Raw genomic sequence first — 18,429 nt, 5'->3', positions numbered from 1 at the left:
TGGGTTGTGGGAGCGCCCGTCAGATGGGCGGCGTGCTGGCCCTTAGCAATCCGCCCCGAACCCCGCAAACCGGGGCTATATCCATCCGCGCCGCTTCAGGAACCACAGCGGAAGGACTGCGCTGGCAAGCATTAGGGTCAGCGCCATCGGATAACCGAAAAGCCACCTGAGCTCGGGCATATGGTCGAAGTTCATTCCGTAGATGCCGGCGATCAGGGTCGGCGGGAGGAACACTAGTGCTGCCCATGAAAAAAGCTTCATCGCCGCATTCTGCTCGATGCTGATCAGACCGAGCGATGCGTCGAGCAAAAAGGTGAGGTTATCGCCAAGGAATGCGCTGTGGTCGGTCAGCGACTTGGTATCGCCGAGCAGCGCCTGGATGTGATCGCGAAGTCCTGCTGCCTTGGGCGAGCGGAGACGGTCCGACGCCAGGAAAAAGCTCAGCATTCGGGCCGTGCTGACCGCGCTGATCCGAATCTGCACCAGCAGTGACTGAGCGCGGCCGATGCGGCTCAATAGTGAGGTCAGCCGGTCGGCCGGGATCCGACGAGCGTTGGTCGACTTCGCGAAGATGTGGGCCGAGATCTTGTCTATCTCACGTCCGACTTCCTCCAGCTCGTCCGCCAGCCGGTCGATGATCACGTCGAGCAGATTGTAGGCCGCAGTCAGCGAGTCTTTGACCAGAAGATGGTCCTTGTGGGCGTGCTGCTGGAAGGCGCGCACCGGCTTTGGCGTCACATAGCGGACGGTCACGAGCCTGTTGTCGGTCAGGACAAAGCTCACCGGGTCGCTTTTCGGGTGGCCCTCCTCGACACCGTAGATTGTGCTCAAGGTCATGTAGAGCGCACCGTTCTGCTCGTAGAGGCGGCTCGACGGCTCGATCTCGCTCATGTCCTCGCGGGTCGGGATCTGAACGCGAACACACTCCTCGACCAGCTTGTCCTCGTCCCTCGTCGGCTCCTCAAGGTCGATCCAGGTGGCATCGTCGGGAATGCGCTGGCCTTTGCCGGCATCGATGATGCCGCCGTCGCAGTTCGGACCATAAGCGCGAAGCATGTCACGGTTGATTGACCGGCAGCAACGGCTTTGCAAGCCGCTTCGCTCTGCTAAGCCTTGGCTCAATGACCCGAACGCAACGCGCGACTGCTGCTGCCCTGTTAATCGTCGTTGCGGCCGGCGCCCTGCTTTACATGATGGGCCGGCCACCGATCTGCACCTGCGGGACGATCGACGTGTGGATTTCGGAGCCCAACAGCTCGAGGACGAGCCAGATGCTCTCGGACTGGTACAGCCCGAGCCACATCGTCCACGGCTTCCTGTTCTATGCGGTCCTGACTCTTCTCTTCCGCAAATGGCCGGTCGAATGGCGGTTTCTCGCCGCGCTGGCGATCGAGGTCTCGTGGGAGATCGTCGAGAACACGCCCTTCATTATCAACCGCTATCGCGAGGAGACCGCCGCGCTCGGCTACACCGGCGACAGCGTGCTCAATTCGATCAGCGATATTGCAATGATGACGCTGGGATTCTTCCTTGCACGTAGGCTGCCGCTGTGGGCGTCAGTCGCCATCGTCCTCGTCCTGGAATTGATTCCGCTGATCATGATCCGCGACAACCTGACCCTGAACGTATGGATGTTGCTGGCCCCCAATGATGCGGTAAAGGCTTGGCAATCGGGCGGGTAGGCGTCGGCACCATTCGACGCTTCGCGCATTCATCCGGCAAAATCCGAGGAAACCTAGTGAAAACGCTCAAATTTGCCGCGCTCGCCATTCTTCCCGCCCTCTTCGTCGCAACCCCCGCACAGGCCGGAGAAGTGTTCGGCGGCCTCTATGTCCATGACGTGGACACGTTCCTGACAATCGCCGGAGTCGAGGACGGTATGGACGTCCAGCTCGGCTGGCGCGGGGATCGTATCGGCAAGACCCCGCTGCAGCCCTATGCGTTCGCCGCCGTCAACACATCGGGCAACACCAACTATGCCGCGGTTGGCCTCTCGGCGAAGTTCGGGAAGCAGTTCTTCGTCCGGCCCGGGCTCGGCATTGCCGTGCACACCGGTTCGACCAAGGGCTACCAGATCGATGGCAACGGCAAGCTGGAGTTTGGCAGCCGCGTCCTGTTCGAGCCGGAGCTGGGGATCGGCGCCCAGATCACCGACCGGACCTCGATCGAAGCGAGCTGGGTGCACATGAGTCATGCGACACTGTTCAGCAAGCAGAACCCCGGGATCGACAACCTGGGCGTTCGATTAACTTTCAAGCTCTGATCAGCGGCAGCGCACCACCTGCGCCGGCGCGCCCAGGGTCAAGGTGAAGGGCCCAAGTTCGGTCTCGTCTTCCAGCTTGACCGACAAGGTCATGGCGTCCTTGACGATGGTCCCGGAATAGACAGCCTCTTGTGACTTGAAGATCTGGCCGACCTTGATGGGTCCACTCTGGCCGGTCCGGTAGGTGCCCTTGACGCTGAACAGCCCGTCTTTGCCCGGAAAGATCGGCTCATCGATCGTCCCCGTGGCGCAACCGAAGTCGACGGTTCCGGCCCCGCTTTCAAGAACGACGCCGATTTGCGGCCCGCCGAACGAGCCCCCGGCAGGCTTCAGGCCCGGCACCATGGTATCGCAAGCACTCAACGCGACGGCCATTGCGGCAATGGCGAACCTGCCCATCGACATTAGCCGATCATCCTTTCCGGCTTGACCACGCGGTCGAAGGTTTCCTCGTCCACCAGCCCCAGTTCAAGCCCGGCCTCCTTTAGCGTCTGGCCGTTCTTGTGGGCATGCTTGGCAATTGCCGCTGCGTTATCGTAGCCGATCTCGGGAGCAAGCGCTGTCACTAGCATGAGCGATCGGTTCATGTGCTCGCCGATCCGCTTTTCGTCAGGCTCCAACCCATCGAGCGTCCGCAGCGTGAAGCTTTCCATGCCCGTGCTGAGCAGGTTGATCGAGCGAATGACGTTGGCACCAATCAGCGGCTTGAACACGTTGAGCTCGAGATGACCCTGGAGGCCTCCGACCGTCACCGCGACATGATTGCCCATGACCTGCGCCGCGACCATCGTCAGCATCTCGGCCTGGGTCGGGTTGACCTTGCCCGGCATGATCGAGCTTCCCGGTTCATTCTCCGGAAGCTTCAGCTCGCCGAGCCCCGATCGCGGCCCTGAGCCCAGAAGACGGATATCGTTTGCGATCTTGGTCAGCGAGACCGCGATTGTATTGAGGACGCCGGACAGCTCGACCATCGTGTCATGAGCCGCGAGCTCCGCGAACTTGTTAGGAGCGCTGGTGAACGGCAGCTGCGTGAGGTTCGCAATCTCCTTGGCGAAAGCTTCGGCAAAGCCACTGGGCGTGTTGAGCCCGGTGCCGACCGCCGTCCCGCCCTGCGCCAGGCGATAGATCCGTGGCATCACGCCCTGGACGCGCTCGATATTGTCGGCGATCTGCTGCGCGTAGCCCGAGAATTCCTGCCCGAGGGTCAACGGCGTCGCATCCTGGAGGTGCGTACGCCCGATCTTGACGATCCCCGCCCAGCGCTTCGACTGCTCCGCCAGCCGGTCGTGCATCATCCGGAGGGCCGGAAGCAGGCGCCTGTTGACCGCGCGGGCGGCCGAGACGTGAAGCGCGGTCGGGAAGCTGTCGTTCGACGACTGGCTCTTGTTGACGTGGTCGTTGGGGTGAACCGGCTCCTTGCCGCCGCGGTTGCCGGTCAGCTTCTCGTTCGCGCGTCCGGCGATGACTTCGTTGGCATTCATGTTCGACTGGGTGCCGGACCCGGTCTGCCAGATGACCAGCGGAAACTGGCTGTCGAGGTCGCCACGGGCGACTTCCGCCGCCGCCTGCTGGACCGCTTCCGCAATCTGCGGGTCGAGTCCGCCGATACGGGCGTTCACACGGGAAGCGGCCTGCTTGATGAAGCCGAGCGCATGGACGATTTCCAGCGGCATCTGCTCGCGGGGGCCAAACGGGAAGTTCTCGATCGAGCGCTCGGTCTGCGCCCCCCAGTAGGAATCCGCGGGGACCTCGATCGGTCCAAAGCTGTCAGTCTCGGTGCGAGTCGTGTTCATCTGAATTCCTGAAACGTCATGCTGAACTTGTTTCAGCATCCATGAACGCGACGGCGCATCATTGGCAAGGCGGGCGGTCATCGATCCTGCCTTCAACAGGATGACGCAGCGCGCGCTACTTCTTGCGCGTAAAGTCCACGCTGACGACGTTCGAACCGTCTTCGCCGGGTTCGGCCTTGGGCGCGTCGTTCTCCGCTTCCTCATGCTGCTCATGAGCATCGTCCGCGCCACTCGCCTGGAACTTCAGGCTGAAGTCGACCGCCGGGTCGACGAAGTCGGTGACCGCCGCGAACGGGACGTGAAGAGTCGAGGGCACGCCACCGAACGACAGGCCGACGCTGAACGCGTCCTGTTCGACCTTGAGGTCCCAGAATCGGTGCTGGAGGACAATGGTCATTTCGTCCGGGAAGCGCTCCGTCAGGTGCTTCGGGATGCTGACGCCGGGAAGCTTGGTCTTGAAGGTGATGTAGAAGTGATGCTCGCCCGGAAGGCCGCCGGACCGCTCGACCTCGCCGAGAACGCGACCGACGACGTCGCGCAAGGCTTCCTGCACGATCTCGTCGTACGGGATCAGGCTTTCGGGAGTCTCGTCGGTCATATTCAAAACTGGTAGCGAGGCCTCGCCCCCGGTCAAGCGGAGTCCGTAATGCCAATCGACCCGACACAGCCCTACGACGACAACAATGTCTTCGCGCGCATCCTCCGCGGCGAGCTGCCTTCGAAGACGGTTTACGAGGACGAGCACGCGCTCGCCTTCCATGACATCAACCCCTTGGCGCCAGTGCATATTCTGGTGATTCCGAAAGGGCGGTACGTGTCCTGGGACGACTTTTCGGAAAAGGCCTCGGACGCGGAGATCGCCGGGTTCACGCGCGCCGTCGGCAAGGTCGCCCGCGAGGCCGGCCTGGTCGAGATCGGCTACCGGGTGATGGCCAACACCGGCCTTCGAGGCGGGCAGGAAGTGCCTCACCTGCACATGCACATCTTCGGCGGCACAACCCTCGGCCCGATGCTCGCTCGCTAGGGGATTGCCCTTAGGGGCGGAGCCGCTAGGGTCGGCCCCAAGACTTACGCCATCATAGGGGAGTAATAATGGCGACTGCCGCACCAAAAGGCGTGCTCGGGCGCATGATGATGCGCAAAAGCGTGGCCCAGGTTCAGGAAGAGACCCGGACCAGTGAGCTCAAGCGGACGCTCGGACCCTGGAACCTCGTTTTCCTCGGGATCGGCTGCATCATCGGCGCTGGTATCTTCGTTCGCACAGGCAACGCCGCGGCGCTTCATGCCGGTCCGGCCGTCCTCATTTCCTACGCAATCGCAGGCATCGTCTGCGCCTTCGCCGGCCTGTGTTACGCCGAGTTGGCCTCAACGCTGCCCGTGTCGGGCTCCGCCTATACTTATAGCTACACCACGATCGGCGAATTCGCCGCGTGGGTGATGGGTGCGCTGCTGCTCCTCGAATACGGCCTCGCGGCGTCCGTGGTCGCGGTGGGATGGTCCGGATACATGGTCAGCCTGTTGGGTGACATCGGGATCAACATTCCTGTCGAGCTCACCGGGCCAACCGGACATCATCTGATGAAGGATGGCGCGGAGGTGCTCGTCAACGGGGCGCCCGTCGTGTTCACCTTCAATCTTCCTGCGTTCCTCGTCTGCGCCGCGCTCGCGCTTCTGCTGTGCATCGGCGTGTCGGAATCGGCGAAGTTCAACAACGCCATCGTCGCGATCAAGGTGACCGTGCTTGTCGCCTTCATCCTCGTCGGCGGGTTCATCATTCTCAAGGATCTCGGCAGCTACACCCAGAACTGGGACCCCTTTATCCCGGCACCTACGGGCAAGGACGGCGAGTTCGGGTGGAGCGGCATCCTTCGCGCCGCATCGATCGTCTTCTTCGCCTATATCGGGTTCGAGGCTGTCTCGACTGCGGGTCAGGAGGCCAAGAACCCCGGCAAGGACATGCCGTTCGGGATCATCGGCTCGTTGCTCGCCTGCACGGTCATCTACATCCTCGTTTCGATCGTGATGACCCTGATCGTGCCCTACACGTCGCTAAACGTGCCGGATCCGGTCGCCGTCGCGGTCGATGCATTCGGACCGGAATGGGCGTGGTTCGCTAAGACCATCAAGATCGGCGCGATCATCGGCCTGACCTCGGTCATCCTCGTGCTGATGTATGGCCAGACCCGAATCTTCTACACGATGGCGCGCGACGGCCTGCTTCCGCGGGTCTTCGCAACGGTTCACCAGAAGTTCCGCACGCCGTGGATCAACACCTTGCTGGTCGGTGTCATCGTCGCGTTCGCGGCGGGCTTCTTCGACATCAACAGCCTTGGCGACATGACCTCGGTCGGCACGCTCGCGGCCTTCGCCGTGGTCTGCCTGTCGGTGATCTGGCTTCGCCGGACCCACCCGGACATTCCCCGAGGCTATCGCGTACCGCTCTATCCGATCGTTCCGGCGGCTGGCATCCTGTCCTGCCTGTGGCTGATCACGACCGTGCCCTGGTACGTGCTGGTGATCTTCTTCTGGTACACGCTGGCGATGGTCGTGCTCTACTTCCTCTACGGGATGAGGAACTCGGAGCTCGGCAAGGGTGGATACGGCAAGGGCGAGGGCGACTTTCCGCTGTTCCCGGAGGACGCCCCTCTGGACGAAAGCGGCGAACCCACCGTCCGGCCGTAACCGGAGTCAGAGTATGAAGTTCAGGGCGGTCCTTCGGGGCCGCCCTTTTTCTTATGCGACGAGGTCGCCCGCGAGCACCTTGAGGTCGGCTTCCGGGCGCGCACCGTAGTGCTGGATGACCTCGGCTGCCGCGATCGCGCCGAGACGCAGTGATTCCTCGAGGCTGCGGTCGCGCGCGACGCCGAACAGGAAGCCGGCCGCGAACAGGTCGCCCGCGCCGGTCGTGTCGACCAGCTTCTCGATCGGCTCCGCAGGAACGTCGGCGCGCTCATCGCCGCGAGTGGCCAATGCGCCATCTTCGCTGCGGGTCACGACGAGGATTTCGACCTTGTCCTTCACTGCCGCGACTGCAGATTCGAGATGCGCCACGCCGGCCAGCGCCTCAATCTCCGCCTGGTTGGCGAACAGGATGTCGATGCGGCCGCTATCGAGCAGCTCGTTGAACCCGTCGCGATGGCGATCGACGCAGAACGTGTCCGACAAGGTGAAGGCAACTTTGCGGCCAGCGTCCCGCGCAACCTCGATCGCCCGGACCATCGCGTAGCGCGGAGTCTCCGGGTCCCAAAGATAACCTTCGAGGTAGAGAATCCGAGCCGCCCGGATCTGGTCCTCGTCTAGCGCGCTTGCCGGAAGCAGCTGCGCGGCACCGAGAAACGTATTCATGGTCCGGTGCCCGTCGGGCGTGACCAGGATCATCGAGCGCGCAGTCGGAACTCCGACATCCGATGCCGGTGTGATGAACTCCACGCCCGCGGAAGTCAGGTCGTGCCGGTAGAACTCGCCGAGCTGGTCCTTCGCCACCTGGCCGATGAAACCCGCGGTCCCGCCGAACGCCGCGATCCCGGCGGCCGTGTTGCCAGCCGATCCGCCGCTAACCTGGTGCGCCGGGCCCATGTGGGAGTAGAGCCGCTCAGCCTCATCGGCGTCGATCAGCCGCATCGATCCCTTCACCAACCCCTCCATGTCGAGGAAGTCGTCGGAGGCGTTGGCGATCACGTCGACGATGGCATTTCCGATGCACAAGACGTCGAGACGGCAGTCGGTCATGTAGGAGCACCTGTTGCTTTTGCGGGGGAAAGCGCGCGCCTAGCTGCGCCGGGCCCGGGCGGCAAGCTTGCCTCGCCTCCCTGCCGCCGCCATGACTAGGCGATGCGCAAGATCCTTCCTCTCACTGGTGCCGTGTTGCTTTCCGCCTGCGCCACCCAGCCGGGACCGGAGCCGGAGCCGGCTTCAAGGCCTACCCCCACCGGCCCGTCCGTTCCGGGTTCGCTGGTGAACATGACGGCGGCGGAGCTGATCCAGAAGATGGGTCAGCCGAAGCTACAGGTCCGCGAGGGACCCGGCCTCAAGCTGCAGTTCAAGAGCCGCTCATGCATCCTCGACGCCTATCTCTACCCTTCACCGTCGGGCGGCCTGCCCGAGCGCGTGACTCACGTCGACACGCGCCTGTCGAACGGCAATGACACGTCTCAACAGGCCTGTATCGCGTCCCTCATCCGAAGCTGATCGAGCGCCCAGGCCGCGGCCTCGGCAATCACCGGGTCGGGGTCCGAAACATGCACTTCTACGCTGGACGCCAGCGCCCCTGAGCCGCTGTTGCCCGCTGCAATGAGGCAATTGCGGATCAGGCGATCGCGGCCAATCCGCTTGATCGGCGACCCCGCGAACATCTCGCGGAAAGCCGCGTCATCGAGCTTCAGCAGGTCGGCCAGGCTCGGCGCCGTAAGCTCCGCTCGGGGCAGGAACGCCCGATTGGCTGCAGCCGCGTCGGCAAAGCTGTTCCACGGACACACCGCCAAACAGTCGTCGCAGCCGTAGATGCGGTTCCCCATTGCCTCACGAAACTCCTCCGGAATCTGCCCGTCATGTTCGATCGTCAGGTAGGAAATGCATTTGCGTGCATCGATGCGATGTTCCGGCCCGATCGCCCCTGTCGGACAGGAGTCGAGGCATCGCGTGCACGTCCCGCAGTGGATGCCGTCGGTGGCCGGCGAGTCGGGAGCCAGTTCCAGCTCAGTCAGGATCACGCCGAGGAACAGCCAACTCCCATGCTCGCGGGAAACGAGATTGGTGTGCTTGCCCTGCCAGCCGATCCCGGCCGCCTGGGCCAGTGGCTTCTCCATCACGGGCGCCGTGTCGACGAAGACCTTGAGCTCGCTTGGCGCTGCATCGACGATGAAACGGGCCAGCGCCTTCAGCGCCTTCTTGACCGTCTTGTGATAGTCGCCGCCCTGCGCATAGACCGAGATGCGCCCGCGCTCCGTCTCATTTCCTAGCGCCATCGGATCGGACGTAGGTGCATAGCTCATCCCCAGCGCGATCGCCGATCTCGCGTCGGGCCACATCGCTTTCGGAGACACGCGGTGATCGGCCCGCGTCTCCATCCAGCCCATCGTCCCGTGATTCCCCGCCTCGATCCACTTGCGGATATCGAGCCCTGCGGAATCGGCGGCATCCGCGCGCGTGAACCCGCAGGCGGCAAAGCCCAGGCGCTCGGCCTCGGCCCGTATTGCCTCCTTAAGGGTTTGGCTCTTATCCACGGCGCTGCCCTTAACACCGCGCTCCATCGTTTCTCTAAGGAATTCCAGTGCTTCGACAGGCTTCGCCGCAGGGTTGGACGGAAGGGCTGGCCGTCGAAGCGCGCGACCTTGTCAAGGACTTCGCGGAGAAGCGCGCGGTCGACGGCGTCAGCCTCGAAGTTCCGGTCGGTTCCATCTTTGGCCTGCTCGGGCCAAACGGCGCCGGCAAGACGACGACGCTGCGAATGTTGCTCGGCATCATCGAGCCGTCGTCGGGAGAACGCTGCGTGCTGGGTCACACGCGTCCGATCGAAGCCGCTCACCAGATCGGCTACTTGCCCGAGGAGCGCGGCCTCTACCCGTCGATGAACGCGCGGGAGGGGATTGCCTTCATGGGCGCGCTTCGCGGCCTCCCCCTCTCGACAGCCCGCAAACGCGCCGACCAATTGCTCGAGGAGAATGGCCTCGGCGAGTGGGCGAAGAAGCCGATCCGGACCTTGTCCAAGGGCATGGCCCAGACGGTCCAGCTGCTTGGCACGCTCGTCCACGAGCCGCGGATGATCGTGCTCGACGAACCCTTCTCCGGTCTCGATCCGATCAACCAGGGCAAGCTGGAGCGATTGATCCGCAGCCGCGCGGCGGACGGCGTCACCATCATCTTTTCCACGCACGTCATCGCCCACGCCGAACGGCTTTGCGAGCAGATCGCGATCATCGCCGGTGGTAAGGTCGCCTTCAACGGCCGCGTAGACGAGGCGCGTGAATGCCTTCGTCCCATCGTCCGCCTCCGCACCCGCGAGCGCGATGGTCCGTGGCGCTCGGCGCTCCCGCCCTCGGCACGCGAAGAAGGCGGTGACTGGATTTTCGAGCTTCCTCAAAGCGGCCCGGAGCCGCTGCTCAAGGCCTTGATCGACGGCGGCGCGGGCATCGAGACGCTTGCGATCGAACGCCCCGGTCTTCACGAAGCCTTCGTCGCGATTGCCGGGGATGCGGCGGCCCGGGCCATGGCGGTCGAGCCGGAGAACGTGCAGTGAAAGAGCTCATTCGCGCCGCCTTCGTGATCGCCCGCCGCGATTTCTCGGCCACCGTGCTTTCCCGCACCTTCCTGCTGTTTCTGCTGGGGCCGTTCTTCCCGGTCCTGATGATCGCCGTCTTCGGCGCAGCCACCGCCCCAATGAGCGCGACCGAGCGTCCGACGGTCGGCGTGATCGCCACTGCCCAGGACTTCCAGCAGCTGGATGCCGCCCGCAATCGGCTCCAGGATACATTCGGAGCGATCGGGATGATCGGACTCCAGCGGGTTGATCCCAACGGCCAGCCTCAGCAGGCCGCGCGCACGCTGGAGAGCGCCAAGCCGGGCTACGTCGCAGTCCTTGAAGGCGGGTTGGCCAGTCCGAGGCTGCTCGGGTCGGTCAGCGCACAGAGCGGGACGGCCAAGCAGTTGCGGCTGATCATTGCCGAGGCGCGCCGGTCCGGCACTCCTTCGGAAGCCGTCCACTTGCCCGTGATGCTGACCAGCCCATCGCCGAATGCGCCAAACACCGGAGCCCACGCGCTGACCGCGCGAGGCGGCCAGTCGTTGCTGTTCCTACTTACCCTCCTCCTCGCCGGCATGCTTTTGTCGCAGCTGATCGAGGAGAAATCGAACAAGGTGATCGAGGTGCTCGCCGCGGCAGTGCCGATCGATTCCATTTTCCTCGGCAAGCTGCTGGCGATGCTGTGCGCCTCGCTCGTCGGAATCGCCGTCTGGGCCGCCGTGGGTGCCGCAGCCATTGCCGTATTCGCACCGAACGGCCTGAGCGCTCTTCCGCCACCCGCGGTCGGTTGGCCGACCTTCATCCTGCTTGGCATCGTCTATTTCGCGATGAGCTACCTGCTCCTGGGTGCCATCTTCCTCGGCATTGGCGCCCACGCCTCCAGCGCACGGGAAGTGCAGACCCTGTCGATGCCGGTAACCATGGCCCAGGTCGTCATTTTCGCCTTCGCCTCGGTCGCGGTCGGCGCGCCCAACGCAACCAAGGCGATTGCCGCGGCGATCTTCCCGCTATCCTCGCCCTACGTGATGATCGCACGCGCCGGCGAGCTCCCGGGACTGCTGCCGCACCTCGTCGCGATCGTCTGGCAACTCCTGTGGGTCGCCCTCTTCCTCCGAATCGCCTCGCGCATCTTCAGGCGGAGCGTGCTCAAGTCCGGACCGACGCGATTGAAAAGCAGGAAGCTCGCCCGGACGTAGTGTCCGCCTTCGACCCAAACCGGCCGCTAGCCTCGGTTCTCGAAGTCTAGAGGCCGAGCGCATGCCATGGAGCCGATTTGGAGCGGACGCTTTTGGCTCGAGACGCCAACGGAGAAACAGAGAACCTTTTGGATCATCATGAAATGATCAGGAAATGATCATCGCTCTCCGATAGGCGGCTGGTCACTGTCCTCGCGCACCCGCTTCGGGGTGATGAAGGAGAGGACGGATGGCTAGCAAGACATTCGCTAGGATTGCGGCAGGACTGGCGGCGCTTGTTTGCGCAACGGCGGCACAGGCCGACATACTCGATTTCTCAGGAACAATCTCTGGGCTCGGAATTGCAGGACCGGACGCCACCTGCGCGCCTGCTCCTTCCAGAGGGATTCTCGATCCATCAACGTCGACTGGAAACTCGACATTGGGGAGTTTCACATATGGTCACAACTGGTGTTTCTCTGGGGCATCGGGTCCGATCAACGGCACCTTCCAGCTCGACTTTGGGACCGATGAGATCTTTGGCTCGGTCGCAGGCCTGGCGACACCGAGCGGAACACCTTTTCTGACCAACCTCAACTTAACCTACACCATCCTTGGAGGCACGGGCCTGTATGCCAATGCCAATGGGTCTTTTGGCGGAATCGCCACGTCGCAGCTCGAAGCGGGCGTCGGCTCGCATTTCAATCTCAACTTTGGCGGCTCCGTCAACGCCGTCCCAGAACCTGCGACCTGGGCGATGATGCTGGTCGGATTTGGTGTCGTCGGATTCCAGATCCGGCGCAAGAATTCGCGAAAGGGCGGGGCCCTCATGGCGCGCCCCAACTGAAAAATGGATCGGGGGGCACGCTTGCCCGTACCGGTCCATGCGGGCCTCTCGGTCTTTCATCCAACACACTTGTTCGAACGGGCCAGGTCGCAGACGATTTGCGATACATATTGAACAAGCAATCCTGGACGGCTGGTTGGAAATGGCACTCAAAGTAGTAAGCTAGAATCAAATGCTTGGAACCGCTCTTGCCGGTCTCGCGGCAGCGTCAGCCCTGCGACCCTCCGACAATGTCACCTCGGAATCCGAACTCACCGCAGGCAGCGTGATCATGGTGACCGGGGAGCGCGTCCGACGCTCCGAGTTCGACACACCGGCGAGCGTGGAGGTCTTCGATCAACAGCGGATTGAAGGTTCTGTTGGCGTAGATCGCATTGAGCAGATCCTCGAATTGATCCCCAATGTTCAGCTTTCCTCGGGCGGGGAAGGCCCGACGATCCGCGGCCAGGATACGACCGGCCCGACCCGCGACTTGCCGGCTTTCCTCGGCGGCACCCGGCCGCGCACGACGCTGATCGTCGACGGGAGGCCTGTCAGCTTCAACGAGTTCGTATTCGGCTCAGCGCCACTTTGGGACGTGGATCAAGTCGAGGTTTTCCGGAGCCCGCAGACCACCACCCAGGGGCAAAACTCGATCGCCGGCGCAATCTTCGTCCAAACTAGCGATCCGTCGTTCGACCCGCAGACTCGCGCGCGCGTGATCGTTGGCAACCTCGGCACGCGGCAGGCCTCGTTCAGCGCTACAGGCCCGATCGATCGAGATGTTGCAATCCGCGTCGCCGCCGACCTGCGCTACAGCCATCCTGCGAGCAAGATCGCCGATCGAGTTGAGGGAGCCGATCCCAACCACGATGTCTATGGCCTCGTCCGAGGCAAGTTGCTCGCGAATTTGAGCGATTCTGTTCGCTTCCAGCTTTCCCTCAGCCATTCAAAATCGCAAATGCCTCAGTTTGAGGCGGTCCGACCGCCGTTCAAGCTCCGGGAGGACCCGGGTGCGTCCTATGGGACGTTCAAAATCGGAGTGGATTCGGGAACGGCATCCTCAACCGCTGCCCTGTCGCCATCTTTGACCCTGAAGACCCTTTTCACAGGCGGTCGGACGGAGATCCGCCGGTTTGCACCGCCCGGCCTGGGCACCACCCGGATCGCCGGGCGCGACTGGTCGGGTGAGACCTTATTCACTTGGGACCCCTCCGAGACTCTGCAAACCACAATGGGGCTGTCCCACCGCCAGGCCACCCTTCACCAGATGATCGACCTCTCGCAACTGTCCGGAATCGGGCGGTTCGATGACACGCAGCGCGCGACAGGCATCTTCGGCGAAGCCACCTGGCTTTGGACGAGCCGCCTGCATCTCACGGCCGGGCTGCGGTATCAGTCGGATCGACAGGTCAGGACCGGAGCACTTGCTGGGAGCACGTCCCCAATCCCGCTGAACTATAAAAAGGCGTTCGACGCTTGGTTGCCCAAACTATCCCTTTCCTACGACGTCCAGAAGAACGTCCGCGTCGGAGTTCTCCTTCAGCGAGCTTATAATCCCGGTGGGACGACGTTGAGGTTTGATACGGGCCAGCCGGACAATTTCCAGGCTGAATTCCTGTGGGATACCGAGATCTTTGCGCGAGCATCACTTGCTGGCGGCAAGCTCACGGCGTCGGCCAACCTGTTCCGCTACGACATGACGAACCCTCAGCGGGCACGGTCCATCGTCATCATTACACCAACGTCGGCGCTCGTCACTTTTGCGGACCTCTTCAATGTTGACAGGGCCCGAAGCGAAGGAGCGGAGCTGTCAATGGACTGGCGCCCCGATCCAAGCTTCTCAGCGAGGCTGGCAATCGGTGCCCTGTCGACCCGGATAACCGGAGTCCCCCCAGCATACGCTGCGTTCGACGAAAAGGAGTTCCAGCGTTCGCCGCACTTCAGTCTCGGTGCCGAGGTCATGTGGCAGGTCGTTCCCCGTCTTAGCGTGTCGGCGCAGGTGCGGCATAATAGCGGCTACTTTAGCGACGACTTGAACCGTGCTGACCGGCGCGTTCATGGCTGGACCAAGGTCGATGCTCAGGCCTCCTACGCGGCAGGGCAATTCAAGATCTTCGGCTATGCCCGCAACCTGCTGAATACCTTTTACCTTACCTACTTTCTTAACCCGTCCTGGGCGACCGCAGGAGATCCCCGGGAAATCGGCATCGGGCTTGAGGCAAAATTCTAGACGCTGCCCAACCCATAATCCGGCTGCACACCGCGCTTCGACCAATAGTCCGTCAACCCAACACCATCGCAAAGCGCACGAAACCGGGGATCGCGTCTCAGCGCTTCAGAAGGAGGTGTGAAGAGCCACGGCGTGAACCGCCACGCCGTACTCCGCATTCCGTCGGGGGCAGGCGAAGGTCCGACGGCGGTTCCCGGCTTCCGAAATGCCAACAGCGCGTTAGCGACGTCGAAAGCGGCATCGACTTCCCCAAGAGCGGAAAGTGTCATGACCGCCTGGTAGGACAGAGTTGGCGACTTCAGGGCGGCGCGCAGGTTAGCGTCGCGCGCTTGCGCGATGTTTGCAGCCGACCTGTCGCCAAGAGCCGGGAGCGACAACCGCCACAGCGACACTGCATCGGGACTGAACGACTGCGGCAGCGTCGACTTGGAATCGAGCATTGATCGAGCCGCCTCGGCCCTGTCCGTGAACGCATAAATCATGAATCGGGCAAAGCGAACGAAGCGGTGCCACGGCCACATCTCGATCGCCCGATCGATGACCCGGTCAGCCTCGCCGACCCGTCCCAAGATCCACAGCATCTGGGCTCGCGGATAGTTCGTGACGGGGGCCAAAGGTTGGAGTGCCATAGCCCTTTCGACCAGTCCCGACGCCGCACGACTTAATCCGACCGATTGATAGAGTCCCCAGAGGCTTCGCATGGCGCTTATGTTCTTGGGGTCCTTGGTCAGGATCTGATTGAGCCTGTCTTCGGTCGACGCGACGTCCAGCATTGACCGCTGAAGGATAGTCTCGGCGAGGCGTGCATAAGGATCTTCGGGGTCCGCTTTCAGCGCTGCGCGCGAAAATTGGTCCGCGGCACTCGGATTGCCAGTCTGGCTCCCGCCGGAATCGCCGAGCTGAGTATAGGCCATCAGGCCGAGCGCTTTCGCGTCGCCAGGATAGATTGAGAGAGCTTCCTGCAGCGCCTGAAGGCCCTCCTCGCGCTTATCGAACAGCAATGCGCGTTCGCCGGTTTCGAGGAGGGCCGCGAACTGCCGGTCGTTTTGGACCCGCCGAACCGACCACAGGCCAATGCCGGTCAAACCGGCAATTGCCGCCGCGGAAAAGCCGAGAACGTACCTTCGCGAAACCTGCTCCGAGGGCGCCGCCGACGCGTTGGTCCCAAGCGCTTCGTGGGGTGACGCGCGGTCCAACCCTGTGAGGCGATACCCTGTCCGAGGGATTGTCTCGATCTCAAACGACCCGGGCCCGGTCTGCATCGCGATCCGTCGGACACGGTTAATGGTCCGGTTCAAGCTGTCATCGCCAACCAGAGCTCCGCCCCAGCCAGCATCGAAGAGTTGGTCTCTCGTGACGACCTCACCTCTTGCGTCCACCAAGAGGAGAAAAATCTGCATGGTGAGGGGCTCGACCTGAATTTCGCCAGCTGGCCCCTGAATGTGTCGGCGGGCAGGGCTGATAAGGAGCGGACCAGCAGTAAAGTCGCGACGCTCCGCAAGCTGCGCTGGTTTCACCAAACCCGCATTCTCCCACCCACAGACGGCCCCATCAGTAAATGATCAGGCCATGATCGGCAGTCCGTCATCGCACATTGATTGGAGGGTTTCTACGCCGCCTTCAGTCTCTTTGCGGGGAGAAAGCAAATGGCTCGTCAAGGCACGAACGCACTCATCATTTTGAGTGCAGCTTTCACAATGACTGCCTGTGGCGGTGGCGGTGAAGGAGTAAACTCAACGCCAACACCTCAACCGGGCCCACCACCACCACCACCGCCACCGCCACCGCCACCGCAGCCACCGGCAGGTGCCTACCTGACTCCCGGCATCACCCAATCGACTTCCTTTTCCACCCTTGGGTGGGAAATCAGCGCGGGTGACAAGCTGGTTTCCGACGTCGACACAAACGGCTTTTCAGTTTCCTACGACGCTTCGACTCAGAGCTACTTCGTGGCGCTTCCCAGCTATCAGGGAGCTCCGGCTTCGGCTTTCCAGCAGACCGGGCAGTCCAGTAGCTATTATAACGGCCAGATTGCTGGGGCCGGCATGAACCCGGAGCAGATCTCGTTTTTGAAGCCTGGCTCCGGCTACCAATTTTCTGACCTTGCCATGGTCAACGTCCTGGCGAGCTATCCGACGTCAGTCTTCGCCTTTGGTCAGGCAACTCCCGCCGCGTCCGTACCGACGACGGGGTCGGCAAGCTATTCAGGGACAGCAATCGGCGTCTCCGTCTCGAATCTTTACTATTTCGATGGCGCCACAACGCTCAATTTCGACTTCGGGGCAGGAACGCTGGGTGGGCAAATGGATCTTAGCATCCATGATCTTGGCGGCGGCACATCGCATATTGGAACGTACAGTTTCGCAAACACAGTCTACGGAACCGGAAGCGCAACATTCGCGGGATCGCTGCGTGACAGCGCAAACGGCCTCTCCGGAGCATTCTTAGGGCAATTCACTGGGCCTGGCGCAGAGGAATTGATTGCTCGCTGGAACATCGATTTTCGCAATCCCGACACCAATCTGACTGAGCCTGCCGTCGGTGCCCTGATCGGGCGCAGGAACAGCGGGCCGTGAGCGATGGGACGAAAGATCCATCTCTCGCTCGCAGCGGCGCTGGCCGTTGCCGCCTTGTCCCCTGCAAACGCAAGCGAACGGATCAAGCTGTTGGCGCCGGCGCTGCTCGAACTTGGCCAGCGCTTCGAGAGGGTGGGCGAACTCGCCAACGCGACGAAAATCTACCGAACTCTTTTGGAGGACGCTGACGCAGAAGTTCGATCGGAAGCACGGTTTCGACTTGCCAAGATCCTGGCGGCGGAAGGCAAGACGACTGAAGCGGCAGTCTTGATGCGGCGGGTTGCAGATGAAAATCCGAAGGCGACCGCTCCGCGCATTGAGCTTGTGGGACTGCTGCATAGGATTGGCGACGAAGCTGGCGTCCTTCGTGAGTTGCGCTCGCTGAGTAGGCTCGACCTTCCGTTGAATATTGCAAGACTGGTTGACCGGCTGAGTGCGTCCCTCAAGTCTTCTCAGCCGCTGGCATTACAGATTGAACTTGCTGTGGCGCCGGATACGAACATCAACCGCGCCACCCGATCCGACACATTGGGAACGGTGTTCGGAGAATTTGCATTCGATGAAGATTCCAGGGCCAAATCTGGTGTTGGCTTGTCCGCAAGGGGCCTGCTTCAGAGTCGGGTCGATGTGTCGGGCGAAGTTAGCATAGCCGCCCATGGCTCGCTTGACGCCGATTTGTATCGACGGTCAGAGTTCAATGATATTTCGTTCGAAGCAGCAGTGGGCCCGGAGATCGGCCGCGGCCCGGCAAGGATTGCGATAGAGGTCGCCTTCAATCAGCGATGGTTTGGCATGAAGCCGTACCAACGAACTTTCCGCGCTTCCGGCAGTGGTCGACTGATCGTCGATCGAGCTTCCCAGCTGCGGGTCGATGCTTCCATTCGAACTTCCGACAATTTCTTTAACGACCTTCAGGATGGCCACGGCATCGGTACTGTAGTTCGCTACGAACGCGCATTCTCGGCGCGAGTGATTGCGTCGTTGCGTGGGTCATTCGATCGATTCAAGGCAAACGAGCCGGCGTATGCCACTCGGTCCTGGTCCATCGGAGCGACGATATCGCGCGACCTTGGCCGAGCAACCGTCGACATTGGGGCGGACTACGCAAGGCTGAATGCAGATGCCCGGCTGCTAATTCTACCTAAGGCCCGAGAGGATAAGTTGGCTCGTTTTCAATTGGGTGCCGTGTTCCGGCAAATAAGCATTGCTGGCTTTTCGCCGACGATCCGCATTGTCCGCGAGAGAAACCACAGTTCCGTAGAATATTACGAATACAAACGGACGAGGACCGAGTTCGGAATCAGCCGGTCCTTCTGATGTGTCGC

At 62.2% G+C, this 18,429-nt stretch carries 17 protein-coding genes and 1 pseudogene; 11 read left to right on the top strand and 7 right to left on the bottom strand.

The genetic code is table 11. The features are described 5' to 3' along the window. Positions 1-75: 75 nt before the first annotated feature. Positions 76-1,056 carry a magnesium transporter CorA family protein gene (locus ABD928_RS09655; RefSeq protein WP_187715364.1) on the bottom strand — a complete coding sequence of 327 codons (981 nt, stop codon included), beginning with the start codon at positions 1,054-1,056 and terminating at the stop codon, positions 76-78. Between the two features lie 65 nt (positions 1,057-1,121). Between ABD928_RS09655 and ABD928_RS09650 the strand changes: the two genes are divergently transcribed. Both ABD928_RS09650 and ABD928_RS09645 read left to right on the top strand, forming a co-directional pair. Then, positions 1,122-1,682, top strand: a complete 561-nt coding sequence (locus ABD928_RS09650; RefSeq protein WP_187715365.1) for a DUF2585 family protein — start codon at positions 1,122-1,124, stop codon at positions 1,680-1,682. 56 nt (positions 1,683-1,738) lie between these two features. Further along, positions 1,739-2,263 carry an acyloxyacyl hydrolase gene (locus ABD928_RS09645; RefSeq protein WP_345168316.1) on the top strand — a complete coding sequence of 175 codons (525 nt, stop codon included), beginning with the start codon at positions 1,739-1,741 and terminating at the stop codon, positions 2,261-2,263. Here ABD928_RS09645 and ABD928_RS09640 read toward each other — a convergent pair whose 3' ends face one another. The 3 genes from ABD928_RS09640 to ABD928_RS09630 all read right to left on the bottom strand — a co-directional run bounded on the left by ABD928_RS09640 (position 2,264) and on the right by ABD928_RS09630 (position 4,654). Continuing rightward, positions 2,264-2,668: a hypothetical protein gene (locus ABD928_RS09640; protein WP_345168313.1), complete on the bottom strand. Its 405-nt coding sequence runs from the start codon at positions 2,666-2,668 to the stop codon at positions 2,264-2,266. Further along, complete coding sequence (fumC, locus tag ABD928_RS09635; RefSeq protein WP_345168310.1) at positions 2,668-4,056, bottom strand: class II fumarate hydratase; 1,389 nt, start codon at positions 4,054-4,056, stop codon at positions 2,668-2,670. Before fumC ends, ABD928_RS09640 begins: the two co-directional genes overlap by 1 nt. Before the next feature lie 115 nt (positions 4,057-4,171). Continuing rightward, complete coding sequence (locus ABD928_RS09630) at positions 4,172-4,654, bottom strand: SspB family protein (protein WP_187715368.1); 483 nt, start codon at positions 4,652-4,654, stop codon at positions 4,172-4,174. 48 nt (positions 4,655-4,702) lie between these two features. On the opposite strand from ABD928_RS09630, the gene ABD928_RS09625 reads away from it, so the two are divergent. Continuing rightward, a complete protein-coding gene (locus ABD928_RS09625; RefSeq protein WP_187715369.1) occupies positions 4,703-5,080 on the top strand; it encodes a histidine triad nucleotide-binding protein in 378 nt (125 codons plus the stop codon). Between the two features lie 68 nt (positions 5,081-5,148). Beyond that, positions 5,149-6,738 (top strand): amino acid permease, encoded by a 1,590-nt coding sequence (locus tag ABD928_RS09620; protein WP_345168305.1) that lies wholly within the window; start codon positions 5,149-5,151, stop codon positions 6,736-6,738. A gap of 51 nt (positions 6,739-6,789) precedes the next feature. Here ABD928_RS09620 and ABD928_RS09615 read toward each other — a convergent pair whose 3' ends face one another. Beyond that, complete coding sequence (locus tag ABD928_RS09615; RefSeq protein WP_187715370.1) at positions 6,790-7,785, bottom strand: adenosine kinase; 996 nt, start codon at positions 7,783-7,785, stop codon at positions 6,790-6,792. A 102-nt stretch (positions 7,786-7,887) separates the two neighbouring features. On the opposite strand from ABD928_RS09615, the gene ABD928_RS09610 reads away from it, so the two are divergent. Beyond that, positions 7,888-8,244 carry a hypothetical protein gene (locus ABD928_RS09610; protein ID WP_345168302.1) on the top strand — a complete coding sequence of 119 codons (357 nt, stop codon included), beginning with the start codon at positions 7,888-7,890 and terminating at the stop codon, positions 8,242-8,244. On the opposite strand, the gene queG is transcribed toward ABD928_RS09610, so the two are convergent. Next, entirely contained in the window at positions 8,208-9,278 is a 1,071-nt protein-coding gene (gene queG, locus ABD928_RS09605; protein WP_425569706.1) for a tRNA epoxyqueuosine(34) reductase QueG, read from the bottom strand. The genes ABD928_RS09610 and queG overlap by 37 nt on opposite strands. 47 nt (positions 9,279-9,325) lie before the next feature. Here queG and ABD928_RS09600 point away from each other — a divergent pair, with 47 nt between their 5' ends. From ABD928_RS09600 to ABD928_RS09585, 4 genes and pseudogenes are all read left to right on the top strand, one after another. Further along, positions 9,326-10,291, top strand: coding sequence for an ABC transporter ATP-binding protein (locus ABD928_RS09600; protein ID WP_345168296.1), 966 nt, complete (start codon positions 9,326-9,328; stop codon positions 10,289-10,291). Further along, positions 10,288-11,490 carry an ABC transporter permease gene (locus ABD928_RS09595; protein ID WP_187715372.1) on the top strand — a complete coding sequence of 401 codons (1,203 nt, stop codon included), beginning with the start codon at positions 10,288-10,290 and terminating at the stop codon, positions 11,488-11,490. The genes ABD928_RS09600 and ABD928_RS09595 overlap by 4 nt, the downstream gene beginning before the upstream one ends. Positions 11,491-12,190: 700 nt before the next feature. Next, positions 12,191-12,316: pseudogene (locus tag ABD928_RS15415) on the top strand (PEPxxWA-CTERM sorting domain-containing protein); the annotation flags it as partial. 172 nt (positions 12,317-12,488) lie between these two features. Continuing rightward, positions 12,489-14,528, top strand: coding sequence for a TonB-dependent receptor (locus ABD928_RS09585; protein ID WP_345168291.1), 2,040 nt, complete (start codon positions 12,489-12,491; stop codon positions 14,526-14,528). On the opposite strand, the gene ABD928_RS09580 is transcribed toward ABD928_RS09585, so the two are convergent. Then, positions 14,525-16,045, bottom strand: coding sequence for a winged helix-turn-helix domain-containing protein (locus ABD928_RS09580; RefSeq protein ID WP_345168288.1), 1,521 nt, complete (start codon positions 16,043-16,045; stop codon positions 14,525-14,527). The two genes, ABD928_RS09585 and ABD928_RS09580, sit on opposite strands and share 4 nt — an antisense overlap. Positions 16,046-16,126: 81 nt before the next feature. Between ABD928_RS09580 and ABD928_RS09575 the strand changes: the two genes are divergently transcribed. Both ABD928_RS09575 and ABD928_RS09570 read left to right on the top strand, forming a co-directional pair. Continuing rightward, positions 16,127-17,104 (top strand): HupA family protein, encoded by a 978-nt coding sequence (locus ABD928_RS09575; protein ID WP_345168285.1) that lies wholly within the window; start codon positions 16,127-16,129, stop codon positions 17,102-17,104. A 3-nt stretch (positions 17,105-17,107) separates the two neighbouring features. Further along, the gene (locus tag ABD928_RS09570) at positions 17,108-18,421 is read left to right on the top strand and encodes a surface lipoprotein assembly modifier (RefSeq protein WP_187715377.1); all 1,314 of its coding nucleotides are present in this window, start codon (positions 17,108-17,110) and stop codon (positions 18,419-18,421) included. The last annotated feature ends 8 nt before the right edge of the window (positions 18,422-18,429 follow it).

Source organism: Sphingomonas daechungensis (genome assembly GCF_039543105.1).
Classification (GTDB): Bacteria; Pseudomonadota; Alphaproteobacteria; order Sphingomonadales; family Sphingomonadaceae; genus Sphingomicrobium; species Sphingomicrobium daechungense.
This window is presented reverse-complemented; position numbering and strand designations above follow the sequence as displayed.